This window comes from Pseudobythopirellula maris (assembly GCF_007859945.1).
GTDB classification, from domain to species: Bacteria; Planctomycetota; Planctomycetia; order Pirellulales; family Lacipirellulaceae; genus Pseudobythopirellula; species Pseudobythopirellula maris.
This window is the reverse complement of record NZ_SJPQ01000001.1, coordinates 1391419-1415390: the sequence shown is the minus strand read 5'-3', so window position 1 is coordinate 1415390 and position 23972 is coordinate 1391419. Positions and strand designations below refer to the sequence as shown.

18 protein-coding genes, 1 tRNA gene and 1 riboswitch are annotated in these 23972 nt (G+C 65.9%); of the genes, 4 read left to right on the top strand and 15 right to left on the bottom strand.

All coding sequences use genetic code 11. The annotated features are described in order from the left end of the window. Positions 1-79 precede the first annotated feature (79 nt). The 7 genes from Mal64_RS05260 to Mal64_RS05230 all read right to left on the bottom strand — a co-directional run bounded on the left by Mal64_RS05260 (position 80) and on the right by Mal64_RS05230 (position 8519). Complete coding sequence (locus tag Mal64_RS05260; protein WP_146397746.1) at positions 80-1045, bottom strand: type II secretion system F family protein; 966 nt, start codon at positions 1043-1045, stop codon at positions 80-82. Between the two features lie 102 nt (positions 1046-1147). Continuing rightward, positions 1148-2473, bottom strand: a complete 1326-nt coding sequence (locus Mal64_RS05255; RefSeq protein WP_146397744.1) for a CpaF family protein — start codon at positions 2471-2473, stop codon at positions 1148-1150. A gap of 273 nt (positions 2474-2746) precedes the next feature. After that, positions 2747-4000, bottom strand: coding sequence for an AAA family ATPase (locus tag Mal64_RS05250; protein ID WP_146397742.1), 1254 nt, complete (start codon positions 3998-4000; stop codon positions 2747-2749). 140 nt (positions 4001-4140) lie between these two features. Next, positions 4141-6039: a type II and III secretion system protein family protein gene (locus Mal64_RS05245; protein WP_146397740.1), complete on the bottom strand. Its 1899-nt coding sequence runs from the start codon at positions 6037-6039 to the stop codon at positions 4141-4143. A 141-nt stretch (positions 6040-6180) separates the two neighbouring features. After that, positions 6181-7248 (bottom strand): Flp pilus assembly protein CpaB, encoded by a 1068-nt coding sequence (cpaB, locus tag Mal64_RS05240; protein WP_146397738.1) that lies wholly within the window; start codon positions 7246-7248, stop codon positions 6181-6183. Positions 7249-7445: 197 nt separating this feature from the next. Then, complete coding sequence (locus Mal64_RS05235) at positions 7446-8024, bottom strand: A24 family peptidase (protein WP_146397736.1); 579 nt, start codon at positions 8022-8024, stop codon at positions 7446-7448. Between the two features lie 312 nt (positions 8025-8336). After that, positions 8337-8519 (bottom strand): Flp family type IVb pilin, encoded by a 183-nt coding sequence (locus tag Mal64_RS05230; RefSeq protein ID WP_146397734.1) that lies wholly within the window; start codon positions 8517-8519, stop codon positions 8337-8339. A 244-nt stretch (positions 8520-8763) separates the two neighbouring features. Beyond that, positions 8764-8851: riboswitch (cyclic di-GMP riboswitch) on the bottom strand. Between the two features lie 336 nt (positions 8852-9187). Between Mal64_RS05230 and Mal64_RS05225 the strand changes: the two genes are divergently transcribed. Beyond that, on the top strand, positions 9188-10042 hold the full coding sequence (locus tag Mal64_RS05225) for a hypothetical protein (RefSeq protein WP_146397732.1): 855 nt from the start codon (positions 9188-9190) through the stop codon (positions 10040-10042). Next, positions 10042-11067 carry a DUF362 domain-containing protein gene (locus Mal64_RS05220; RefSeq protein WP_231993586.1) on the top strand — a complete coding sequence of 342 codons (1026 nt, stop codon included), beginning with the start codon at positions 10042-10044 and terminating at the stop codon, positions 11065-11067. The genes Mal64_RS05225 and Mal64_RS05220 overlap by 1 nt, the downstream gene beginning before the upstream one ends. Positions 11068-11073: 6 nt before the next feature. Here Mal64_RS05220 and Mal64_RS05215 read toward each other — a convergent pair whose 3' ends face one another. The 3 genes from Mal64_RS05215 to Mal64_RS05205 all read right to left on the bottom strand — a co-directional run bounded on the left by Mal64_RS05215 (position 11074) and on the right by Mal64_RS05205 (position 13391). Next, on the bottom strand, positions 11074-11424 hold the full coding sequence (locus tag Mal64_RS05215; protein ID WP_146397728.1) for a hypothetical protein: 351 nt from the start codon (positions 11422-11424) through the stop codon (positions 11074-11076). A gap of 40 nt (positions 11425-11464) precedes the next feature. Then, positions 11465-12187 carry a hypothetical protein gene (locus tag Mal64_RS05210; protein ID WP_146397726.1) on the bottom strand — a complete coding sequence of 241 codons (723 nt, stop codon included), beginning with the start codon at positions 12185-12187 and terminating at the stop codon, positions 11465-11467. A gap of 130 nt (positions 12188-12317) precedes the next feature. Further along, complete coding sequence (locus Mal64_RS05205) at positions 12318-13391, bottom strand: lysylphosphatidylglycerol synthase transmembrane domain-containing protein (protein ID WP_146397724.1); 1074 nt, start codon at positions 13389-13391, stop codon at positions 12318-12320. Positions 13392-13638: 247 nt separating this feature from the next. Here Mal64_RS05205 and Mal64_RS05200 point away from each other — a divergent pair. Together Mal64_RS05200 and Mal64_RS05195 are read left to right on the top strand one after the other, a co-directional pair. After that, a tRNA-Ala gene (locus tag Mal64_RS05200) sits at positions 13639-13711 on the top strand. A 174-nt stretch (positions 13712-13885) separates the two neighbouring features. Beyond that, positions 13886-15340 (top strand): MFS transporter, encoded by a 1455-nt coding sequence (locus Mal64_RS05195; RefSeq protein WP_146397722.1) that lies wholly within the window; start codon positions 13886-13888, stop codon positions 15338-15340. A gap of 15 nt (positions 15341-15355) precedes the next feature. Here Mal64_RS05195 and Mal64_RS05190 read toward each other — a convergent pair whose 3' ends face one another. From Mal64_RS05190 to Mal64_RS05170, 5 genes are all read right to left on the bottom strand, one after another. After that, the gene (locus tag Mal64_RS05190; protein ID WP_146397720.1) at positions 15356-16894 is read right to left on the bottom strand and encodes a YifB family Mg chelatase-like AAA ATPase; all 1539 of its coding nucleotides are present in this window, start codon (positions 16892-16894) and stop codon (positions 15356-15358) included. Positions 16895-17192: 298 nt separating this feature from the next. Next, positions 17193-17798: a hypothetical protein gene (locus tag Mal64_RS05185; RefSeq protein WP_146397718.1), complete on the bottom strand. Its 606-nt coding sequence runs from the start codon at positions 17796-17798 to the stop codon at positions 17193-17195. 180 nt (positions 17799-17978) lie between these two features. Continuing rightward, on the bottom strand, positions 17979-18728 hold the full coding sequence (locus Mal64_RS05180) for a VIT1/CCC1 transporter family protein (RefSeq protein ID WP_146397716.1): 750 nt from the start codon (positions 18726-18728) through the stop codon (positions 17979-17981). Positions 18729-18853: 125 nt separating this feature from the next. Continuing rightward, the gene (locus Mal64_RS05175) at positions 18854-21733 is read right to left on the bottom strand and encodes a sulfatase-like hydrolase/transferase (protein WP_261342184.1); all 2880 of its coding nucleotides are present in this window, start codon (positions 21731-21733) and stop codon (positions 18854-18856) included. Positions 21734-22200: 467 nt separating this feature from the next. Further along, positions 22201-23850: a Na+/H+ antiporter NhaC family protein gene (locus tag Mal64_RS05170; RefSeq protein WP_146397712.1), complete on the bottom strand. Its 1650-nt coding sequence runs from the start codon at positions 23848-23850 to the stop codon at positions 22201-22203. Between the last annotated feature and the right edge of the window lie 122 nt (positions 23851-23972).

Sequence of the window (23972 nt, the reverse complement as noted above, 5' to 3'; positions counted from 1 at the left end):
GGGCTGGCGATTGTGGGATGCGGACGCCCGGGGTCTCGTAGCCCCGGCCCTCCCACGGATGGGGAGGGGGGGAACGCGCTCACACCCTGATGTTGATGATCTTCTGGATAACCACGGCGCCGAGCAGCTGCATCACGATGCCGCCGACGAGCATCTTCTTGCCCAGGTCGTCGGTGAACAGCAGCATCAGGTAATCGGGGTTCATCCGGTAAACGGCGACAAACAGCATCGGCGGCAGCGCCAGCAGCACGATCCCGCTCATGCGTCCCTCGCCCGTGAGGGCCTGGACCTGACCGAAGATCTTGAAGCGTTCGCGGATCAGTCGCCCGATCTTGTCGAGGATCTCAGCCAAGTCGCCGCCCGTCTGACGCTGCAAGACGATGGCCGTGACGAAGAACTTGAGGTCGAGGTTCGGGATTCGTTCGGTCATCTTGCCGAGGGCCTCTTCCATCGGCGTGCCGAGGTTTTGCTCCTCGAAGGTGCGGCCGAACTCTTTGGCGATGGGGTTGGACATCTCCGAGGCCACCAGGTTGAGTCCCGCCGCCAGGCTGTGGCCGGCGCGCAGGGCGCGGGCGATAAGCTCGAGCGCTTCGGGCAACTGGGCGCCGAATTTCTTCAGCCGCCGCTTACGCTTCATGATCAGCCAGGCGAACGGCAGGAACACGAAAATGACCGAGATGATCGGGGCGAACTTCGCCGGCAGTCCGCAGGCGGTGGGCCCGAAGAAGCCGACCAGGGCCGCCACCACGCAGGCGGTGAGGAACTGGCTGACGGTGTAGCTGACGTCCGCCTGCTCGAACATCAGCTTGAGGTTCAGGTGGTTGGCGATCGCCTGCTCGATGGCGCCGGCGCCGCGGTTCCACGACTCGGCCATCAGGTCGTTCTCGGCCTGAGCGCCTTTGGCTCCCTTGTTTTTACCGCCCGTTAGCGCGGTCAAGCGCTGGGCGACCTCGGCCTCCTTGTCTCCCTTCATGAAAGACGAGGCGACCACGACGAGGGCCGCCACGCAGCCGAAGACGCCGAGGTAGATGATCCAGAGAGACATGGGAGAATCGAAAGGGGATAGGGGAAGGTGGCGACGGTTCGGGCGGGGGCGTCAGGGGGGCGGGTGTTGGCCTTTCCGCTTCCGGCTTCCGCCTTGGGGTTGTCAGTCGCTTAGCATCACACGCTCGCGGAAGGTGCTGGCCGGCAGCTTCACGCCGGCCTGCTCCAGGCGGTCCATGAACGACGGGCGGATGCCGGTCGAAACGAACTGCCCGATCGCCCGCCCGTTCTGATCGACGCCGGTCTGCACCCATTTGAAGATGTCTTGCATGACGATCGTGTCTTGCTCCATGCCGAGGATCTCGGTGATGTGGGTCACCTTTCTCGGCCCGCCCTGCAAGCGGTTGGCCTGGACGATCAGGTTGACGGCGCTGGAGATCTGCGTGCGCATCGCCTTCATGGGCATCTCGAAGCCCGCCATCATGATCATCGTCTCGAGACGGGCGATCGCGTCGCGCGGCGTGTTCGCGTGGCAGGTGGTGAGCGAGCCGTCGTGGCCCGTGTTCATCGCCTGCAGCATGTCGAGCGTCTCGCCGCCACGACACTCGCCGATGATGATGCGGTCGGGCCGCATACGCAGCGAGTTCCTCACCAGGTCGGTGGCGCCGATCCGCCCCTTGCCCTCGATGTTGGCCGGGCGGGTCTCGAGCCGCACGACGTGGTCCTGCTGCAGCTGCAGCTCGGCCGCGTCCTCGATCGTGACGATGCGGTCTTCGTTCGAGATGAAGCTCGACAGGGTGTTGAGCAGCGTCGTCTTACCAGAGCCGGTGCCGCCGGAGATGATGATGTTGAGGTGCGCCTTCATGGCGCCCTCGAGCAGCATGACCATCTCGGGCGTGAGGCTCTTGTAGTTGAGCAGGTCCTCGAGCTTCAGCGGGTTCGAGCCGAAGCGCCGGATCGTCACGGTGGGCCCGTCGAGCGCCAGGGGCGGGATGATCGCGTTCACACGCGAGCCATCCTGCAGGCGGGCGTCGACCATCGGGCAGACCTCGTCGACGCGGCGGCCGACACGCGACACGATGCGGTCGATGATCTGCATCAGGTGCTTGTTGTCGCGGAACACGACCTGCGTCTTCACGAGCTTGCCGCTTTTCTCGACGAACACGTCACGCGGCCCGTTGACCATGATTTCGCTGATCGAGGGGTCCTTGAGCAGCAGCTCCATCGGGCCCAGGCCGAAGGTCTCGTCGAGAACCTCCTCGACGAGGCGATCGCGTTCGTTGCGATTGAGGAACGTGTCCTCGGTGTCGCAGAGGTGCTCGACGACCAGGCGGATCTCGCGCCGCAGGGTGTCGCCCTCGAGCTCGCCCACACGCGACAGGTCGAGCTTGTCGACCAGCTTGGTGTGGATCCGTCGTTTGATGTTTTCGAATTCGGCTTCCTTGTCCTGACGAGACAGGGGGGCCGAACCGGCGTTGGCTTGTGTCATGGTGTCTGGTGCGCGGCGTGCGTTCGGGGACGGCTATGCGGTTTACGACGGACGCCTGGCGCGTCGGTCGCAAGAACGCCTGCGCAACCATAGCTCAGGGAAATGCGCGCCGACCGGGGCGGCGCCGGATAAGAGGGGGCGGCCACAAGTGGGGGTCCGCTTGGCGCGACCGCAGCGGTCGACGCATCGAGAGGGCGCGTTGGAGGGGCGCCGCACCAGGCGTGTGGCGGGCCGCACCAGCCGGCTCGGGCCTGCTGGGCCGCTCTCGGGGGGTTAGCTCACCGGTTCGGCGTCGGCCGCCGGTTCTTCGCCCGTCTTCTTGGACACCTTCGAGGGCCACAAGCCGAGCCAGCTGCGGGCCTTGGTCGAGTTCTCCTCGCCATCGGTGGCAACGCCGTCGCCGAACAACGCTTCGGCCAGCTGGCCGATCGACTGCGTGATCGCCGCCTTGGGCGCCTGCTCGAGCAGCGGCACGCCGTTGTTGCGCACCTCGATCATCGTGCGGAAGTCGTTCGGCAGTTGCCAGAAGACCTCGCGACCGAGGGTCGCTTCGGCCTTCTTGATGCTGATCGACGAACCGCCCTGGCCGATCCGGTTGACGACGATCTTCACCTTCTCCTTGAGGTTCTCGCGGTGCTCGAACGACATGAGCAGCCGCACCACGTTGCGCAGGCACGGCAGGTCGAGCTGCGTGACCATGAGCACGTCGTCGGCGATGTCCATCGAGTACATGTCGACGGGAGAGAACGCCTTAGAGGTGTCGATGATCACGTGCGTGAACGTCGCCTTGAGCAGGTTGACGACCCGTTGGATGTCGTCGGGCGTGATCAGCGGGGCGTCTTCGAGCTGCACCGGGCGGGGCAGCAGGTAGAGCCCCGTAGCGTGCTTCGTCAGCGACCGCTTGAGCAGCGTGAAGTCGAGTCGCGCGATGTTCTGGGCGACGTCGGTGAGTGTGTACTCGGGGATCGTGTCGAGGTAGACGTCGGCGTCGCCCAACGCGAGGTCGAGGTCCAAGAGCACGACCGAGTTCTTCTCGTCGGCGGCCAACGCGCAGCCGAGGTTCACGCCGAGGCTCGTGACGCCCACACCGCCGGTGCAGCCCGACAGGGCGATCACGCGGCAACCGCGCTTGGCAACGGAAGAGCCGCCCGACCGCGAGCGGCTTACGCGCTCGAGCGCCGTGGCGAGGTCTTCGGGCTTGACCGGCTGGGTCAAGAACTCCTTGGCGCCGGCCCGCATCGTGCGGAGGATCTGGTTGCCGTCGGTCGAGCTGCTGGTGACCAGCAGCGAGACCTCGGGCTTGTTGCGCGAGATCTCCTCGACCAACGCGATCGCTTGCTCGGGGTCGCTGTCGAGCGCCACGATTCCCACCTCGGGGTGGGTCTGCTCGAGCACGTCTTGGAAGAAGGCGTAGCGCGAGCACTCGGCGTCGAGCCAGATCGTGTCGAGTCCCAACAGGGTCGATTTGAGCGACTCGCGGGTCGCGTCATTCGGGTCGACAATGGCGAGTCGGAGTACGTTGGACATTTGGATCGGCGGCGTTGCGGTGGGCGGGCGCTCGAACGTGCGGCACAGGAAGTCCGCACGGAGAGCCACGCCTTGTAGGCTCAGGCTACTAGAACGTAGCTCATAAGTACGGCGCGGGAGCCAACACGCCAAGCCGAGTCTCAGTTGTCGTCATAACCGACAGGACCGATCAGGCCCGATCCCGAGCCGTCGACGTCGCCGTAAGCGTTGGCGGCGGGGCGACTGAATTGCGGCCGACGAGCGGTGCTGTAGGCCGCCCCGGGGGCTACCACCCCCAGGCTGGGGCCCTGGGGCGCATCGCCGGCGGACGACTCGGCCTCCGACGCCAGCGGCGTCACGGGCTGCTGGTTGGCCGCATTGGGGCCATTGATCGCGGCCGCAGGCGTTTGGATCGCCTCGCCCGGCATGAGGGACGACTCGACGGGCGCCTCCTTGTAGGGATTGATCACTTCGACGGGCCCGTGGGACTCGTAGCCCGGCGCCATCTGCGGCGTGCCGCTCTGGTAGGCCCCGTTTGGGTGGGCCCCGTTGGGGTAACCCATCACGGGGTAGTTCCCGTTGGGGGGGCCGCCCACGCCGCATCCGTCGGCGCCGCAGTTGCCCATGCCGCCGCCCATGCGGTTGTTGCAGCAGTTGTCGTAGCAACCGTTCGGGCCGCACTGGTTGCAGTAGTTGGGAGCCTCGATGTTGCCGTTCAGGTAGAGCTGCTCGTCGCTGGGGGACATCGTGCCCATGCCAGGCCCGCAGGGCGGCACTTCGTGCGGCTCCAGCGCGTCGACGAACTCGGGCGTGACAAGGATCAGCAACTCGATCTCGTTCGATTCTTCCGACACCCGGCGGAAAGGCACGCCGAGGATCGGGATATCCGAGAAGAACGGCAGGCCGCGGTGCAGAGCGTTGCTGCGCTGCTGGATGAGGCCGGCGATCGCCAGCGTCTGGCCGGCTCGCATCTCGACAGCCGTGTCGACTTGCCGCACCGTGAGGGCCGGGACCTCGGTGCCGTTGAGGGTGATCGAGCGCGATTCGTCGACCTCACTGATCCTAGGTCGAACCTCGAGACGCACCTTGCCGTTGCCCAGCACGATCGGCAGGAAGTCGATCTGCGTGCCGTAAGGCTTGTACTCGATCGACACGTTGCCCAAGCTCTGGGGCACGATGATCGGCAGCTCGCCGCCTTCGTTGAATTGGGCCGGTCGGCCGCTGATGGCCACGATGTTCGGCTCGGCGAGCACCTTGACCAGGTTCTTCTGATTCAGGGCGTTGAGGTAGCCAAACAGCTGATTGTTGCCGTTCGTCACGCCGAACTCGAAGGTGGCGTTTGCCGCGTCGGTGATCGTCGTGGCGCCCCCTGTCGAGGTGACGCTCGTCACCACGCCGCTCACGCCGTTCACGGCGTAGGCGCCGCTGCTCGAGACCTGGGCCCAGTCGACGCCGAGTTGACGCAGGTGCGTGCGTGAGACTTCGTAAACCTTCACCTTCAGCAGGATCTGCTGCACGCCGCCCACGGAGATGTTGTTGATCACCTTGGGGGCGTAGTCCTCGGCCAGCTCGCGGATCGGGTCGACGTAGTCGGGCCGGTCGATGAAGCCGGTGAGCACCAGGCTGTTGCTGTAGCGGTAAACGCGGATCGAGGAGTTGGGGAACTGCGTCTTCAGAGCGTTTTCCAGCTCGCGGACGTCGCCGTAGATGAACACGTCGACCGTGTAGATCTGGTCGTCCTCGTCCCACAGGTTGACCTGCGTGACGCCGGCCTTCTTGGCCGAGATCTGCACCTGCGTCGCCGAGAGCGGCGTCACGCTCAGCAGCTCGGGGTTGTTGACCTGCACCCGTGGGATCTTCTTGCCGAGCGTCAGGATGCGGCTCGAATTGGTGGTGATCTCCAGCTGCTCGTTGGAGCTGGCGATCTTGCGGATCAGCGTGCCCGGGTTGGTGATCGTCGCCGGCGCCGCTTGGAGGTCGCCGGGCAACACGAGCAGAGCGCCGAGGGCCAGCAGCACCAGGGTGCGGAGGGTCGGGCGCCTGTGGGTGCGATCGTACATCCTTGTACTTCCTGTTTCCGCCTAGGGCGTTCGTCCGCGCCGCGTTGGGGCGGCTGCACGGCTCGTCGGCAGGTGATCCTTCACCGCCGCGGCAATAGTGGGAATGTCTGCTTGGGCTCTTGTTGACCGCGGGCGACGCGTTCAGCCGGCGTCGCCAAAATCGATCGGAAAATCGATCTCTTGGCCTTGGGTCTTGATCGTGTCTGCGCCCGAAGTCCCGGGCGCGTCGAACGACGACGGCTGCGTCGGCATCCGATCGAGTCTCGGGGATTGGTCGTCTTCATCGCTGCGGATCGCGCGGCCAGTGATCGGATCGAACAGCACCTCACGGACCGTGTCGGCCTCGACGACTTCCATGGAGAACGGCGGCCGGTCGTCGGCCGCTTTCCGGATCAATCCGACCATCGACGACAGGAAGCCGCCCTTCTTGTCGATGCCGGGGGCCGCGTCGCGGTTCTGCTCTTTCTTACGGGTGTTCTTCGAGGAGCCGGTGCCGAGCAGGTCGGCGGCCGTGATCTCGATGATCTTCGAGGCGCCCTCGTCGTTCGGGTTGCGCGGGATCAGGCTCAGCTCGCCCAGGTTTTGGGCCAAGTCGAGCTTGCTCGCCTGCTCCGGGGTCACCAGCAACGAGACCGTCTTGGGGATGTTCTTCGATTCGGCGCCCTCGGCCGTGCGTTGCACGGCCTGCTCGACGGCGAACACGCGGATGTTCTGCAGGATCAGCCGGGTCATCGTCTCCGCGATGCCGTTCCGCTGGTTCGCGGAAACGTACAGCTGGATGTCGACCCGGTCGCCCGGGCTCAGCAGACCGGCGGCGCTCTTCTCGGCGTTGACCGAAATGGTCGACAGGCGGTAGCCATCGGGGATGTTGACGATCGGGTCGGCAAACTCGCCCTGGGCTAGCAGCTGGGCGTCGAGGATCGGCATGCCGGCCACGATCACCGTGCGCGGGCGGCGTCCCTCGAGGTTTTCGAGCAGCGTCACCGAGCCGGGCGGGATGCGGTCCTTGGGCCACTCCTGCAGCGACACCATACTCGCCTCGATCGGGTCGCCGAGGTTGATATTGTGCAGAGCGACAAAGATCGGCGTGGTCTCGAGCTGAGCGGCCGGGCGTTTGGAATTGGCTTCCATCACCTGGCTGATGCCGATCGAGGCCACCAGGCCACAGCCGAGCGCCAGCGCCAGCAACATGAGAGTTTTGGGTTTCATCGAGTCTCCCCCTGGTAGGGACCGCTCCGAGGTGGCGTGGGTGCGTGCAATCGACGCTAGCCCTCACTTGGTTCCGCAGCCCGTCGTTTACTTCGGCAAGACCGGCGCATCCGGTCCAGACAAACCAAGCGGACTGAACGATTCGTTCCGCGAGCCCGACAAAGTCGCCCCGCGACGCCCGGTCCCCGTGTCGCCGCTCAGGCGAGCAGCATGTCGGCCCAGGCGAAGTAGGCGATCGTGCCGATGGCGATCGGGATCCCGTACGGCAGCAGCATCATCGTGGGCTTGCGCTCCTTGGCGATAGCAGCGAGCTTTTCGGGGTCTTTGACGGTGAGGATCTCGTTCCAGATGTGCCAGAACTGTCCGTGGTGCTTGTCCCAACGCTTCTTGAAGAAGACCATGCCGAGGGCGATCAAGCCGCCGATCACGGCGGTGAAGGCGAACGACCAGACGGTGACCGTCACGCCGACCCAGGCGCCGATGCCGGCCATCAGCTTCACGTCGCCGGCGCCCATGCCGCCGATCGCGTAGGCGGGCAGCAGCAGCAACAGGCCCACGGCCGTGCCGACGAGGCTGTAAAGCAGCCCTTCCCAGCCGGCGTAGGGACCCAGGGTCGTGCAGTAGACCCAGCCGCTGACGATCATCGGGAAGGTGATCCAGTTGGGCACTTTCAATTGCAGCCCATCGATCACCGCGGCCACGACGAGCGTGATCGTGACGAACCAGATCGGCCAGTTGGCCACGACGGAATCGAGCAGGTAGGCGGGGTCGAGCATCGGATCATCCAGATTCGGTGGTGTTTTCAGGCGTTCGCCCGTGTTCGGCGGGCCGCCACGGCGGCGGCTCGATTTGTTCTCGCACAAGGCTAGGACGCGAAACCGGTCGCGGGCGGATCACGCAGTGCGGTCTGACGCCAACATCCGCCATCGCGGGGCGCCCAACCGGCGCGACCCTCGCGACCGGCCCAAGCCGCCCCGGCCAACCCGACCGCGCATAAAACACCCCGCCCGGCGCCGAAGCGCCGACCGGGGTGCAGTGTTTCGACATGGACAAGCAGGGGCCTGACCACACCGGCGTCGAGATACGTATCAGCTGGCCGATCCCAACTGTCCGGCGACGTCAGTAAACGTAGCCGAGGCGTTGGTGCCGATCGACCGGATCGCCGTGAGACAGACGATCACAATGAGCGCCAGCATCACCGCGTACTCGACAGCCGTGGGGCCGTCTTCGGAGACCAGGAACTGTTGAACCTTCTTCGCGAACTTCTTCATAGTGGTACATCTCCAGGTATGGGGACCGGCCCGACGGGTCGGCGCCCTGCTTGTGACGGGGGCTTTCAATGATCGCCCCCGGTGGTAGATCCCTTTGCGGTAACCCCCTGCCTTTCGGCTCGGGGTGAGCCCGCCAAATACTGCTCAGGAATCGGTTATTTAACGCTTTTGCGAAGTCGCCTCGGGAAAGAGGTCGCATCCATTCCGGGCTCGGCCTGCGTGGCAGGACTCGCCCCAGCTTCCATTCGGCAGCTCGGCCATCAGCGACGTGTTACCGACACTGACCCGGAGCTTTGCGTCCCAGCCTTGCGACTGGTTTGCCTTTCTCGTGAACGAAAACGCGGTCGGGCTCTTTGGATTGGTGGGAGCAACGTCTTCGCCGTTTCACCGTGAAACAGGGGCGGAAGCGTCGCTTGTCAGGCAGGAAAAGTGGGAGGGACAAGAGCGGGGGGCGACGCGTCATCGTGTCGCACCCGGCTGGTACTTGAAAACTATGTCACCCACGGCCGGAGTCAAATCGGCAGGCAAAATAATTCTCGGAATCGCTCAAGTCACGCGCCCGCCACTCTCTACGGGGACGAAGCGCAATCGCGAGGTATAAAGTACTGAGTACACTTTCCTTCGCTCTGTGTGGCTTGATGCTAGATCTAGGAACACCGATCGATCTCGTGGCCCACGCCCCGGTGGGGGGTTACCACACCGGCGGCGAGGCGGCGAGCGAACCCACCGCTTGGTCGGCTTTAGCCTTGGCCCGCGCCGGACAGGACCTCCGGGCCCGCTTGGCGGGCGACTGGCTCGCCGCAAGGCAAGCCGCGGACGGCTCGGTCGGCGTCATGGCCGACCAGCCCGAGCCGCGTTGGCCCACGGCGTTGGCGATCCTCGCCTGGTGCGAGATCGACCGCCACTCGCCCGAGCCCCGTTACCAGGACGCCACACGCCGCGCCGTGGAGTGGGCCTTGGCAGACCGTGGCTGGACCGGCGAGCCGAACGAGAACGTCGGCCACGACATGACTCTCACCGGCTGGTCGTGGGCCGCCGACACCCATTCGTGGCTCGAGCCGACTGCCTACTTCGTCTTGGCGCTCAAGGCGGCGGGCCTCGCCGGACACGACCGCACGCGCGAGGCGGTGGCGTTGCTGATCGATCGCCTGCTCCCCGCGGGCGGTTGCAACTACGGGAACACGATCGTCCTAGGCCAAGAACTGCTTCGCCACGCCCAGCCGACCGGCATCGCCGCCTGGGCCCTGGCCGATGAGCAGGTCGAGGACCCACGGTTCGAGCGAACCCTCGAGGCGTTGTCCGCGTTGGCGACCGAGCCGATGGGCGTGATGTCGCTCTCGTTCGTTGCGCTCGGACTGACCGCAAACGGTCTCGACACACGCGCCGTGAGAGACGCTCTCAGCAAGGCGCAATCGCGAGTCCAGAACGCCGGGCTGCAAAAGCTGGCCCTGCACGCCCTCGCTTGGCAGGCGACCGACCCCGCGGCCCCGCCGCTGGCGACCGTCGGCGCAGGGAGCCAATGATGAGCCAGCAAGCAAAGCCCAACGCCCCCTGCGTTTCGCGACGCACCGCAATGAAAGTCGGCGGCCTGGCCGCCGCCGGCCTGGTGGCGGGACCCGCGCTCCGCATGCTGGGCGTTGGCGCAGAGCCGGTGTTCGTCGCCAGCGGTCAACGCTACGACCGCGGCCTCGAGACGACGATCCGCGACGGCCTGATGGCCGTCGGCGTGCGTCCCGATTCACTCGCCGGCAAGCGGGTGCTGCTCAAGCCGAACCTGGTTGAGCCGTCACGTTTGATACCGCACATGACCACCCACCCCGCGATGATTGTCGCCACGGCCGAGGTCTTCCGCGGCTGGGGCGCCAAGGTCACGGTGGGCGAGGGCCCCGGGCACGTGCGCGACACCGAGACGGCGCTGATCGAGTCGGGAGTCGGCGAGGCGCTCGCCGACGCCGGCCTCGTGTTCCGCGACCTCAACTACGAGCGGGTCGGCTGGCGACGCAACCGCGGCCGCTTCAGCAAGCTGCCAGGGCTCTACTTGCCCGAGAGCGTGCTCGAGGCCGACCTCGTCGTCTCGATGCCGAAGATGAAGACCCACCACTGGGTCGGCATGACCTGCTCCATGAAGAACCTGTACGGCGTCATCCCCGGCATCAAATACGGTTGGCCCAAGAACGTTTTGCACCACAACGGCATCCCCCAAACGGTGGCCGACATCAACGCCACGCTGCCGCGCGTGATCGGCGTGGTGGACGGCGTCGACTGCATGGAGGGCGACGGCCCGATCCTCGGCAGCCGCAAGCACATGGGCCTCGTGGCGGTGGGCGCCAACCCCGCGGCGCTCGACGCCACCGTGGCGCGGATCATGGGGCTCGCCCCCGAGCGGATCAACTACCTGGCGCTGGCGCGTCGTCGGCTCGGGCCGCTGAGCGAGGCCCGCATCGAGCAGCGTGGCGAAGACTGGCGCGGCCTGGTCGACCCGTTCAAGGTGCTCGACAAGCCGCACCTGCAGAAGCTCCGCGCCGAGGGGGGCGAGCTCGTCAGCTGAGCGGCCTCACCCGTCGATCTCTTCGTCCGCATTGGGCTCGAACGGCTTGCCGCTCTCGAGCGAGAGCTCGCCCGCGTCGATCGCGCTGGCGAGCCAGTCGCAGGAGGCGACCTCCTCGCGCGTGGCCCACCTCGACGGGGCGTCGACGAGCGACGCCTCGCAATGGGGGCAGGGCAGCTCCGGCTCGTCGCTGAAGGCGGGCGGGGCCGACGTGTCGGCCGTGGTCCAGACCGCGTCGCACTCGTCGCAGAGGATCACCAACGCGCCGCAGCCGCCGCACAAACGCAGCCCCAGCGGCCCCGTGCCGCAAACACGGCAGAAGCCCACATACAGCATCTCATCGCTTGGAACGCTCATATCGCTCTGGTGGAGTTGACCGGTAAGCGGCGCTGAATAGTCAGGGCGTCACTGGGTAAGCGGTGATTAGACGGTCGCCTTGCACCACGAGCCTCAGGTGACGGGCGGCCGGGTGGTTGCGGCGGCCACCCGATTGGCCGCCGATCGAACCAATCCTGCGGTTCATGTCGACCGTGTAAGTTGTGCGGGGGCCTTCTTGCTGGTTTTCGGTCCGCTCGCCCGTGAGGGCCAATTCGTATGCCTCGTCGATCAGCCCAAAAACGGCGGCCGGGTCGTCGCTGGCGAACACACCGTGCTGACCGGGACGCTGCGGGTCGTCGCGCGCGTGCGCCATGACGTGTTGGAGCCGGTGCCCGTGGGCGCTGCCGCGTGTGTAGCGCAGCCCGGCCGGCGATTCGAACACGCCGCGACCTTCGTCCGAGAAGATGCCCGCCAGATCGGCTAGTTCATCGGGCGAGGCGGAAAAGACCGATCCCGCCTCCGACGACTCTCCCGTTGACCTGTCGTCGCCCGGCCGCCTGTCGCCAGACCGCCTATCATCCGACCGCCTGTCATCCGTAGGGGCGTCAAACTCGGGAGCCTCGCCCACGATGCTCGGCAGCGAAACGCCGAGCGACCGCTCGAGCGTTGGCCGCAACAGCACGTAGCCGAGGGCCAGGACGCACAATGCGACAACCCAACGGAGCGGCAACCCTCCTTTTTTGCCGCTGCGTCGCAAGAGCGACTGCACCAACCGAGCGAGTTGTTGGGCTTCACGCGACATGGGCTGCACCAAAAAGGGACGGAAGAGCGAGGAGAACGGCGGGTGGATGGGGGGAATCGATTTTTGGCCGGGTGACGGATGCTTGAGCATACCCGCTCGGTAAAAAAATCGCAGCGTCGGCGCAGGTGTCTCACTCGGCCGATTCGGTCGCCATCGCCACCCGCGCGGCGGGCGCCGTGAAGTAATACAGGCCGGCCAGGCCGCCGAGCAGCATCAGTGTCAAGCGATGGCCGAAGGCCACCAACGCGCCGTTGCCCGCGACCACGCCGCTCGTGGCGCCCACCGTCTCGGAGCCGGTCGCCCCGTCGCCCAGGGCCCGATAAAGCAGCTCGACCGCCGCCTCGGTCGTGCCGAGCCCGTTGGGCGAGATCGGCAGCGCCGCGGCGATCAGCCCAAGGGGGGCGATCACAAAGTGCTCGAGCAAGCCTGGCACGGCGAGCGGCAAGCCGCGGGCGACGCAGTAGAAACCTAAAATCAGCAGCGCCTGGCCGAAGAGGTTCATCGCCAACGCGGCCGCCATCGTGGCGCCGCGCGACCGGCACTCCAGCCAGGTCCTCAGCAGGTTGGCCGCGCTGGCCCCCAGCCGGAGTTCGGTAGCGGCGGCCACGCGGGCGATCCACCGCGTGGGAGTCAGCAAAGCGATCGCCACGCCCACCGCGCCAATCGCCAACCCGATCGCGGCGCCGCGACCGACCCCGACGGCGGCTTCGGGCATGCCGCTTTGGTAAGAGAGGCAGCCCGCCGCCGCTGCCGCGACGCTGGCGTAGGCGAGCATGGTGAAGAGCCCCAGGGCCCGATCGAGCAACACGCTCGCCACGGCAGCGGGCCCCTTGCCCGGCTGGCGCTTGGCGAGAAACGCCGCCTTGAACACGTCGCCCCCCACGCTGCCCAGGGCGATGAAATTCATCGCAAAGCCGAGCGAACCGAGCCGCAACGCCTCGAGCACACTCATCTCGACCCCGGCGGCCCGCGCTACCAAACGCCACCGCTGGAAGCTGACCAGCATCGCCGCGGCGGTGATCGCCACGGCGCCGAGGAGAAAATCCCACCGCTTCGGCTCACGGACCAGCCGAGCGAACGAGTCGTGTGCTTGCGCCTGCCAGGCCAGCACGCCGAGCAGCGTCAGCCCGCACAAGAGTTTCGCGACTTTTACCAATGCGGCCGCCGCCCCTTTTCTGGATGTTTTGGCGGCGGGGGCGGACATAGGCGGCGTGGTTGGGGCTTTCTGGCAAGACTCTAGAGCACTCCAACATAACCTGTCGGGGCGGCGGGGCGTTGGGGGGACGCCCCGAATCGGATGGCGGCCCCTGGCGGGGGTCCCGTTGACACACGCCGCGTGGGCTGATATTCCTAAGCGTTCGTTCGTCACACGCCCGCCCGCAGTGGGCTCCTACAGCGGCTCAGTGACGACGGCCAATCAGGCCCGCACGAGCGTGGCGCCTGAATCCCACGGGGGATTAGCTCAGTTGGGAGAGCGTCTGGCTGGCAGCCAGAAGGTCAGCGGTTCGAGCCCGCTATCCTCCACTTGACCCACCTCGCATGACGGTTTGCCCGCACGCTTGGCGGATCGCAGCGAATCACGAATGAACCTCCGCTCCTGAGCGGGGGTTTTTTTGTGGGCCCATTTTCTAGCGGGCCGTTGCGGCCCGCCCCCACCCGCTGCGGGCCCCACCCTCCCCAACTGCCACCCGTGCCAAGATGGCGATCGCACGCCCCCCCAGCGCGCCGCTAGCGACCAGCAATCCTGTGCGGCTGCGCATCGCCGTCATGATGATCTTCCAGAACATGAGTCTGGGGATCTGGACACCGACGCTCGGCACGTACATCGGCGCCAACACGGGCGACTCGGGCGCCGGCCTGTTCGGCGGGTCGTTCGTGGGAGTCGCCACCTCGACCGCCGCCCTCGGGGCCCTGATCGCTCCGCTGGTGCTCGGCGTGGTGGCCGACCGCTACTTCTCGATCGAAAAGATGCTCGCCGCGCTGCACGCCGCCGGCGCGTTTTTCCTGTGGAATATGCTCCACAGCGAATCGCAGACCACGTTTCTCATTTGGCTCCTGCTCTTTTTCCAGGCTTACGCCCCCACGGCTTCGCTCACCGTCGCCCTGACGTTCCGCCACCTGCCGCGCAACGAGTTCCCGCTGCAACGCTCGCTCGGCACGGGCGGTTGGGTCGCTGCCGGGCTGTTCATCGGGTTCGTCGCGCCGCGGCTGTTTGGCCAATCGATCGAGGCGGGGCTCCAGCCGTTCTATTTCGGCGTCGCGATCCAATCGGTCTATGCCGTCTACTGCCTCACGCTGCCCGCCACGCCACCGCTGCCGCGACGCCCGAACAGCCCGCTCGGTTCTGATCAGCTCGCCCCTGATCAACCAGACGCTGAGCGGCCGGACCCCAAGCAACCGACCAACGGGCGCTGGGGCGGCTTGCTCGGCGCCCACCGCCCGGGCGTGCGCAGGCTTGCAGGCTTGCGCGCCCTGCTGGGGGGCGACGAACTGTGGGGCAATCGCTCGCTGATGGTTTTTATCGCGATCACGGTGCTAGCGTGCATGCCGTCGCAGTTCTACAACACCTACATCAATCTTTACCTGAACAACCTTGGGTTCGAGGGCGCCGCGGGCAAAATGACCATCGGCCAAGTGGTCGAGATGGTATGCCTGGTAGCGATGCCGTGGCTCCTGCTGCGGCTGGGCGTGAAGCGGCTTTACTTGATAGGGGTGCTGGCTTGGGTTGTGCGCTTCGGGCTCTTCGCCATGGGCGACGCCGGCGACCGCGCCTGGATGGTTTACGTCGGCCTCACGGTGCACGGCGTGGCGTTCGCCTTTGTGTACATCACGGCTCAGCTCTATGTTGACCGTCTCACCGCGCCCGAGTCGCGGGCGTCGGCCCAGGGGGCGCTGATGCTGATGACCCAAGGCGTGGGGCACTTCAGCGGGGCGATGCTCGCCGGGGGGGCCCAGCAATGGCTGCTTACCCCGCAAGGCGTTTCACCCGCGCCCTACGATTGGCGGAGCTACTGGCTGATCCCGCTGGGCGTCAGCGGCATGGCGGCGTTTCTCTTCTGGCGTCTCTTCGCCGGAGAAACGGCGGCCGAAGCCTCGGATTCGACCGACGAGGGCCTGCCCGAAGCGATCGCCGACGAGCCGATCATCTCCTGACGGTTCTCCCTGTATTCAAGCCAACAATTTGCGGTCCAGCATGCGGTAGTTGAGCGCTTCGCTCACATGGTCAGGGGCGATCCGCCGGGCGTTCTCGAGGTCGGCGATCGTTCTCGCCACACGCAAAATCTTGTCGTGGGCGCGAGCCGAAAGGCCGAGTTGCTCGACGCTGGTCTTGAGCAGCCCGGCGCTCATCTGGTCGAGATCGCAGTGCTCGCGGACCTCGCGGCTGGACATGTGGGCGTTCACGCGTGTTGGGGAAGCGGCGAAGCGCTCAGCCTGGTGGGCGCGGGCAGACACGACCCGCTCACGCATCTGAGCGCTGGTTGTCCCTTGCCGCGCGGAACGCAGCTCTTGGAAATCGACGGCCGGCGCCTCGATGTGCAAGTCGATGCGGTCGAGCAGCGGCCCGCTCAAGCGGCTCATGTACCGCTCGACCTGCATCGGGTTGCAGTGGCACTCGCGGCGGGGGTCGTTGCGGTAGCCGCACGGGCAGGGATTGAGCGAGGCGATCAGCATAAAGTCGGCGGGAAACGTGGTGCTCGCCAGCGCACGGCTGATCGTGACGGCGCCCTCCTCCAGCGGCTGGCGGAGCACCTCGAGCGTCTGCCGGTTGAACTCGGGCAGCTCGTCGAGAAACAGCACGCCGTGGTGCGCCAGGCTGATCTCGCCCGGCGAGGGGGTCGATCCGCCCCCCACCAAACCGGCGTTCGAGATCGTGTGGTGAGGCGCCCGGAAAGGCCGAACCGTGAGCAATGCCTTGCCGGCGTCCAAGCGGCCGACCGCGCTGTAGATGCGGGTGGTCTCGATCGACTCGTCGGCCGACAGGCCTGGGAGGATCGTCGGCGCCCGCTTGGCGAGCATTGTTTTGCCGCTGCCGGGAGGGCCGACCATCAGCATGTTATGGGCGCCGGCCGCGGCGATGGTCATGGCGCGCTTGGCCATCTCTTGGCCACGGACGTCGGCAAAGTCGAGCTCGCCGATCGACTGCTCGTCAAAGATCTGCTCCACCCGGCAGGGCGCCGGTTCGATGTCGACTTGGCCGCTGAGGAACGCCACCGCTTGGCTCAGGCTGTCGATCGGGATCACCTCAAGGCCTCCCACGACGGCCGCCTCGCGGGCGTTGGCCGAGGGGACCAGCAGGCCTCGCACGCCCGGCTGGTCGGCGGCCGCCATCGCCATCGACAACGCCCCCTTCACCGGTCGCATGGCGCCGTCGAGCGCGAGCTCGCCCACCACACCGTAGTCGCTGAGCCGGTCGCTGGACGCTTGCCCGCTGCCTGCCAACACACCGAGGGCGATCGGCAGGTCGAAGCTGGCGGCCTGCTTGGGCAGTTCCGCCGGCGCCAGGTTGATCACCACCCTGTCGTGCGGCCGCACGAAGCCGCTGTTGACGATCGCCCGCTCGATGCGGTGGGTGCTTTCGCGCACGGCCGCCTCGGGGAGCCCGACGAGGATCGTCTTGGGGATCGCCCCGGGCGACACGTCGACCTCGGCCACCACCCGAGCGGCGTCGATTCCCAGCAGGCTGTAAGTGTGCAGTTTGGCGAGCATCGCGGTCGGCTCCGAGGGCAGGAGTGAAGGGGTCCGAACGCGTGTGATCGTATGTTCAGTATCGGTGGGTTGCAAGTAAAAAACTGGAATAATGTACAGTATGCCGTTAGGTGCGTATCCGCTCTCGGATCTAACGAGAGAACGCTGTACTGACTCTACCAAGCAGTGGTAACCGGCACAGAGGCAGCACAGTGGCAGGACAGAGCCGAGCTATGGAGTCGTAGCACACGAAGAACTTGCCAGCGCAAGAGTGCTGTGTGGCGGATGCCGCAGAGCCGATCAGGCCGATTGCTTAGCTCTAGCAGCCTTGGAGCCCGCGACGGCGGCGCAACAGCAGCAGAGCCAGGGGCGCCGTCAACGCGAGCGACGCCGGCTCGGGGATCACCGAGGCTGTGAGGATGAACACCACGCCGTCGCCGTCCATAGCACGGGTGTCGTAGCCGCCCGCCAGCGAGACGCCGTTGTTGAAGCTGGTCAGCACCAGCGCCGGGTGGCTCTGGTCGGTGTAGGTGTCGAACGGCCCTGCTGTCGGAAGGTCATCGAACTGCCTAGAAGCGAGATAGGCTTCGACGGCGAGCTTCGACGTGAGGGTTGCCACGGGCGGGGCGATCTGCACCGCGTCGTTGCCTGTCAGCATCAGATCGAGATCGAGCAGCACGGCCGAATCGGTCGTGCTGTCGTAATCGACCGAGAAGCTGCCGCTAACGCCGAACTCACACTCCGCCGAATTGGGCTGGCAGCCGTCGATTGGCGTGAACGGAGACGGGAAGTAGGTCATCCGACCGCCCGGATCGATGGCGTAGCGCAAGGTCTCGGCTTGCATGAGCGGGGCGGCGGTGGAGACCGCCAGCAATGCGGCCGCCGCAAAGAGACATCGGGTGAACGGCACACGGCGCAACGCCATAGAGAACTCTACGTGTGGTGAAATAGGGGGGCGACTCGGTCGCAGTCGATGACGAGTTCGGCTTCTAGTCTAACGCGGAGAGAGCACACAGGGCAAGAAAATGGGGCGGGGAGAAACCTAGCCATCGCCTACGCAGGGGCTTGGGACGGCGAAACCTTGCGGCGAAGGCGGTTCCGGCGCTTAGGCGACCAAGCCACCGAGCAACACGCCCGCCACGTAGGCGAGCGCGGCGGCTGCGCCTCCCACCGCCAGGGTTTCGAGGCCAGCCGTCAGCCAGCCTTGGTCGACAAACCGGCTCTTGGCGGCGCCAACGGCAAAGAACGCGGCGGCCGTGAGCGACGTGCTCCAGGCGTAGGGGTGAACGATGGCAGCGCCCGAAACCGCCTCAAGCACGAACGGCGCCACGGGAAGAAAGCCGATCACGATAAATGCGATGAAGGTCGTCGTCGCGGCCTTAGCGGGCGAGGGCCCGGTGAGCGGCATGCCGAACTCCTCGGTCAGCATCGTGTCGACCCAGCGTTCGCGGTCGTCGGTGATGACCTCGACAACGCGCTCCAGGTCATCGCCCTCGAAGCCCTTGCCGGCGTAGATCTGCCGCACCTCTTCGCGTTCGCCCTCGGGGTGGCGTTCGATGTGCCGCTGCTCCATGCGGCGGGCCTTCTGACGAAGCTGCTCGTCGGCGCGCACGCCTAGGAAGTTGCTGGCCGCCATGCTGAAGCCATCGGCCACAAGGTTCGCGACGCCGAGCACCACGACGATGCCGGGCGAGAGCCCCGCGCCGGCGACCCCGGAGACCACGGCAAAGGTCGTGACCGCGCCGTCGATGGCGCCGTAGATAAAGTCGCGCAGGTAGTCGGGCGAGTGCCCCTCGGCGATCCGTTCGGCGATCGCCGAAGGCGTGTGAGAGTGCTCGAGGGTGTGATTGCTCATTCCAAGGGCGTCCTTGATCGATCGAGGGAACGCCGATCTTTCACCCACCCGCTCGAGCCAAGGACTCGTGAAGCCCTTGCGCGCTAATCTACGCGGCCACGCGGCGGCGGGGGGCTTTAAGCGTATCAAGCCACACGGCCGAGCGATACGCGAGAACGCCGGCCACGTAACGCGAGCAGGGCTACGGCCACCGTGGCAATAGCCGACGGCTCAGGAACTTGCAAACTGGCGGGCGCCTGGGAGGCGAGCGTGCGTCCGAAGTTGTTGACCCAAACATCGTAGTCGGATTCGGAAAAATCCACACCCAGGCCGTCACGCCACACAGTGAAGTCGGCCGCGTCGACGGCGCCGTCGCCGTTGAAGTCTCCCGACAAGGTGGCGGTTGTGATCACCCGGAGTTGGACGAGATCATCGCCCCCAGCCGAGAGCAAGAACGACAGCGTTTTACCATCCGTGCCGATGCCGAAACCGTCTTGACCGAACAAGTTGAGAGAGCGATCGCCCTCCTCAAACAACCCCGCCGAGCCAACGATCGTGTCGGTCGTGGCGAGCGAGTCGCTGTTGAAAATCACGCCGAGGATGTCGCCCACGAAGGTGACCGAACCGAACACCGTTTCGTCCGGAGCCGAGGAGCCGAGCGGATCGAAGTGGAGGAGGTAGCTGGTGTAGGCCGTTCCGGCGGCGAGCAGGCCGGCGGCGCCGGAGTCGGCCAGTCGGTCGACGGCGAGGCTCTCGTCGAGCGTGTCGGCGCGTTCCTCGATGACCCACAGCTGATCGCCGGTCTCGGCGTCGCCTGAGGCTAGCGAGGCGGGGCGGCTGAGCAAACGCCTGGCGTCGCCCGACACGCTCGCAACGCCTTGGTGCACCGGGTCGAGCGCCGAGCTGTAACTCGCGAGCACCTGCTCGGCGGAGAGATCGAAATTGTGGAAGCTGAACGACGCAATCTGACCCTTCAGGTTCCCCCCCGAGAAAGGGAGGTCCCCCGCGCCTCCGGAGGCGCCCAACGAATTGGTGTGACTCTCACCCCCAAGGCCCGCGTAATCGTAGGTGTCCCAATCGAGCGGCGAGGCTCCGCCCGCCGCCACGTAGCCGCGCGAGACGCCGTTGACGAACAGCTCGATCCCGCGGTCGCTCGTGTCGTCGACCACGCCCACGATGTGGACAAAGTCACGGGTCGGGTTGGCGAAGCGATCGAGCTCCACAGTGCTCGTGAGCGCCTCACCCACGTCCGAGAGTATGCGGAAGCGGAGGTCGTCGCCTTGCCCGTCGTTGTCCGCGTCGCCGAGCGTGATCGACAGGCCTTGGCCGTCAGTGCCCGCCTCGAACAAGACCTGCTCGCCGGTCAATTCATCGACACGGACCCACATCTCGAAAGTCGCAGAGTGGTCGCTGTCGATCACCCTGCCGCCGTCGTCGTCGCCAGCGTGGAAGTACCGGCGGAAGGCGCGGGTTTGATCGTCGAACACAGCGGCGACATCCGGCAAACCTTGCTGGAAGGCGTTGGTCGCTTCCTGCCGCGGCGAACTCGATACGGTCCACAACCACGATTCGCGTTCGCGTGAGTCGACGTTCGTCACCGATCGCCAGGCGTCTTTATCGGCCGTCACCCCCACGGTCGTCGGCTCGGTCATGCGGTGCTCGGCGCTCCACTCGATCGAGACCGGATCACGCACGTCGTAAGGCAGTGAGGCGTCTTGCGATTCGAGCCAGACGGTGAGTTTTTGGTCGAGTTCGGCCACTTTCTGCGGCATCGCTGACGCGAGGTTGAGCGGCGATCCGGATTCGAAGTTCTCCTCCAATGTTTCCGAAAGATTGAAGAGGCGGAACGAATTGTCCTCACCATTCTCGCCATAAATACTTATGAGTTTGTAGCCGTCATCGATAACGGCCGAGGCGGGCGTGGCTGGGCCTGCGTCGAGAGTGGTGCCATAGTTAGGATAATGAAAAAACAGCTCACCGTTCTCGGCGTTCGAACGGGAGATCTTTTCGTTGGAGGGAAGGGAGCCCGTCGCGAGAACGCCAAGGAGGTTGGCCCCTTCGATCTTGTTGCCGAGCGGCTCCACGCCGCCAGCCATCGCGTATGCCGTGGCGAAGATGTCCGTGCCAATGACCGGCGCGTCGCTGTAGACGCCCGAAGCCACGTTGGGCCCCTTCACGATAAAGGGCACCCGGATGCCCCCTTCGTAAAGAGAGCCTTTGCCGCCGTACAGCGGCAGGTTGGCGGTCACGGTGCCTGGGACTCCCGTCCCGGCGCCGTGATCGGAGGTGAAGATCACGTACGTGTTGTCGTCGATCTCGAGCTCGGCGAGTTTGTCCATGATGGCGCCCACCGAATTGTCGAGGTCGGTGTGGGTCGCCGCGTAAGTGGTGTCGTAATGACGCTCGCCTGGGGTCGTGCCTTCCCAGGCCTCGAGCGATTCGGTGGTAGCCTTGTTCAGCTTCACGACTTCATGGGCGACAGTAATGAAAAAAGGCTGGCCGGCGGCCGCCTTGTCTTCGATAAAGGCGATCGAGTCGTCGGTAATCGCGTTGACTTTGCCAGGATCTTCGGGATTAAAGTCCTGGAAATATAGAATGCTGTGCTCATCGAAGCCTGTCTGATCCGCCCGAGGCCACCAGTCGTATTTGCCAAAAAAGCCGGTCTGGTACTGCGAGTTCGCTTGCTTCACCACTTGGGCGATCGTTGTTTCGTTCGGCAACGTATTCGATGGCTGAGGCGCTACCAGCGGTCTGCCAGTGAAGTAATTCTTGAAGTTGCTGTGAGACGTAAACGCCGCCTGGCGCAGGTACGTCACGTTGACCTGCGCGGGGTTTTGTCCCGTCATGATGCCCGCGCGGCCGGGCGAGCGGATCGGGCCGCTGGTGTAGCCGTTCGTAAACACCACCCCATCGGAGGCCATCTGATCGATGTGGGGTGTCTGGTGGTAGTCGCTCGCCGAGAGCGGGTTGTCAGGGTCCATACGGGCCGACAACTCGGGCCACCCCATATCGTCGACGACGATCAGTGCGATATTCGGCGCCTAGCCAAACGCCACGCCTGCAGCAATCAGCAAGGCGAACGTTCGAAATCGAACGATGACAAGTCTTTGAACGTTCAACCTCGCCGGGAAGGTGAAGCCAACGCATTTGATCCGCGAAAAAAGGTATCCAAAAGCTCGGATTTTAGTTGGCCCCTGCAACACGGTCAAAGAATGCACCCCGTTAAGCCTGCGTTCGTAGGGCTTGAACGCTTTATAGGGATCGACCGGCGATGGCCTTATTATTGCGTCCCGCACGCCGATCGCACTTCTCGCGGGATAGTGCCCACATCCCGTTATATCCCTATGACAGTTCGCCGCGGAGTCGCCCCGGTCGCTCACGCAGAGCCGCCGGTAGCGGGGGGGGAATCTACCTACAGCGCGGCGATTCCCCCGGCGCCCGGAGGAATTCGGGGCTTTTGTGCCGATGATTGATGGCCGCAGGGCCGGGCTTTTTAAGCCACTCGCTTGCCGACGAAGTACAGCACCGCCACCAGGGTCGCCGTCTGCACGGGCAATAGCACCCAAACGGGGACTCCGAGGCCCACGGGCAGGGTGCCGAGCAGCACCGCAACCGTTGCGGTGACCATCGCGTAGGGCAGCTGGGTGCGGACGTGGGCCACGTGGTCGCAGCCGCTCGCTTGCGACGAGAGGATCGTCGTGTCCGAGATCGGCGAGCAGTGGTCGCCGAAGATCGCGCCGGCGAGCACCCCGCCCAGCGCAGCGAGGAACAACGGGTCGCCCCCCGGCGCCGTGGGGTCGGCCACGGCGAACGCCAGCGGGATGACCATCGGGATCAGCAGCCCCATCGTGCCGAAGCTCGTGCCGGTGCAGAACGCCGTGACCGAGGCGAGCAGGAACACCACGGTGGGCAGCAGCACTGCGAACGCGCCCCCCGGCTCGGCCGTGTCGGCGGACCCTAGCAAGGTTTGCTGGAGGTAGTCACCGGTGTAGAGCCGGTGGTCGGAGTACTCGTAGGCAGTAATCGTGGGCTGGCCATCGACCGACTTGTTGCTGGTGAGCCGCGACAGCGACGAGGCGAACCACAGGATGCCCACCGCAGGCAGCACGAACAGCACGCCGCGCACCAGCGCCGCGCGAACCTGGTCGCTCTCCATCAGCCGGCCCAGACGGACCGACAGCACGGCTGTGGCCAGGCCCGCTAGGCTGCCGTACATCAGGGCGACGCCCGAGTCGGCGGCGCCGAACACGTCGCGCAGGTGGAGCCAGCCCTCGGCCGAGGGCGCCTCGCCATTGGCGGCGAGGTTCGATCGGCCGGTGGCGTAGAGCAAACCGACGATCGTCGTGAGCAGCACCGCCAGGGGGATGGCGGCGTAGACCCAGTGGTTGGTCGTGTCGGCGAACTCGTCGACCCCTTCGGTGGGGAGTTCGGGCTCTTCGGCAGCGCGCCTCTCGGCGCTGAGCATCGGCCCGAAGTCGCGTCCCATCACCGCCACGAGCGGCACGAACGCCAGCGCTTGCAGCACATAGAACCGGTACGGGATGCTGGCCGCAAACAGGCCGAAGGCGTTCATCCCCTCGCCGGCCCCGCCCGGCAGGTTGTCGAGGCCGTCCTGCACGTAGGCGATTTCCACGGCGATCCAGGTCGAGATCAGCGCCACGCCGGCCACCGGCGCGGCGGTCGAGTCGACCAGGTAGGCGAGTTTCTCGCGTGAGATCTTGAGCCGGTCGAAAACGGGCCTCAGCGCCCCGCCCAGCAGCAGCGTGTTGGCGTAGTCGTCGAAGAAGACCACCAGGCCCATCGCCCAGCCGGTGAGCTGGCCGCTGCGGCGGCCGCGGGCCAGCGGCGTGAGCAGCCCCACCAGGCCGCGCATGCCGCCCGAGGCGTGCAGCAGGCCGATCGTGGCGCCCATCGTCATGGTGAAGGCGAACAGCCGCAGCTTGTCGGGCTGGGTGAACGTTGGCCAGAGGTGCGTCTCGGCAAGATCGTAGGCGGCCTGGAGCGGTTCCCAGCCGGTCGTGACGAGCGCTCCGGCGTAGATGCCCACCAAGAGCGAGAGCAGGACCCGGCGGGTGACGATCGCCAGCAAGACGGCGACCACGGGCGGGGCGAGGCTGAGCCAGCCGTAGGGGTGGGCTTCCAAAGCGAGCGAATCCTGTCGGGGGATTTCTTGGGATGGGAGCCCTAAAATGACCTCTGTGGGACGGCGATACAACCTGGAAACGCGCCGCCGATGCACGGATTTACGCTCGCGAAGGGCAAAGT

Coding starts and splice junctions, on each gene's coding strand:
- Mal64_RS05260 (WP_146397746.1), bottom strand. CDS start 1,045: ATGTCTCTCTGGATCATCTACCTCGGCGTCTTCGGCTGCGTGGCGGCC.
- Mal64_RS05255 (WP_146397744.1), bottom strand. CDS start 2,473: ATGACACAAGCCAACGCCGGTTCGGCCCCCCTGTCTCGTCAGGACAAG.
- Mal64_RS05250 (WP_146397742.1), bottom strand. CDS start 4,000: ATGTCCAACGTACTCCGACTCGCCATTGTCGACCCGAATGACGCGACC.
- Mal64_RS05245 (WP_146397740.1), bottom strand. CDS start 6,039: ATGTACGATCGCACCCACAGGCGCCCGACCCTCCGCACCCTGGTGCTG.
- cpaB (WP_146397738.1), bottom strand. CDS start 7,248: ATGAAACCCAAAACTCTCATGTTGCTGGCGCTGGCGCTCGGCTGTGGC.
- Mal64_RS05235 (WP_146397736.1), bottom strand. CDS start 8,024: ATGCTCGACCCCGCCTACCTGCTCGATTCCGTCGTGGCCAACTGGCCG.
- Mal64_RS05230 (WP_146397734.1), bottom strand. CDS start 8,519: ATGAAGAAGTTCGCGAAGAAGGTTCAACAGTTCCTGGTCTCCGAAGAC.
- Mal64_RS05220 (WP_231993586.1), top strand. CDS start 10,042: ATGAGCCAGCAAGCAAAGCCCAACGCCCCCTGCGTTTCGCGACGCACC.
- Mal64_RS05215 (WP_146397728.1), bottom strand. CDS start 11,424: ATGAGCGTTCCAAGCGATGAGATGCTGTATGTGGGCTTCTGCCGTGTT.
- Mal64_RS05210 (WP_146397726.1), bottom strand. CDS start 12,187: ATGTCGCGTGAAGCCCAACAACTCGCTCGGTTGGTGCAGTCGCTCTTG.
- Mal64_RS05205 (WP_146397724.1), bottom strand. CDS start 13,391: ATGTCCGCCCCCGCCGCCAAAACATCCAGAAAAGGGGCGGCGGCCGCA.
- Mal64_RS05195 (WP_146397722.1), top strand. CDS start 13,886: ATGGCGATCGCACGCCCCCCCAGCGCGCCGCTAGCGACCAGCAATCCT.
- Mal64_RS05190 (WP_146397720.1), bottom strand. CDS start 16,894: ATGCTCGCCAAACTGCACACTTACAGCCTGCTGGGAATCGACGCCGCT.
- Mal64_RS05185 (WP_146397718.1), bottom strand. CDS start 17,798: ATGGCGTTGCGCCGTGTGCCGTTCACCCGATGTCTCTTTGCGGCGGCC.
- Mal64_RS05180 (WP_146397716.1), bottom strand. CDS start 18,728: ATGAGCAATCACACCCTCGAGCACTCTCACACGCCTTCGGCGATCGCC.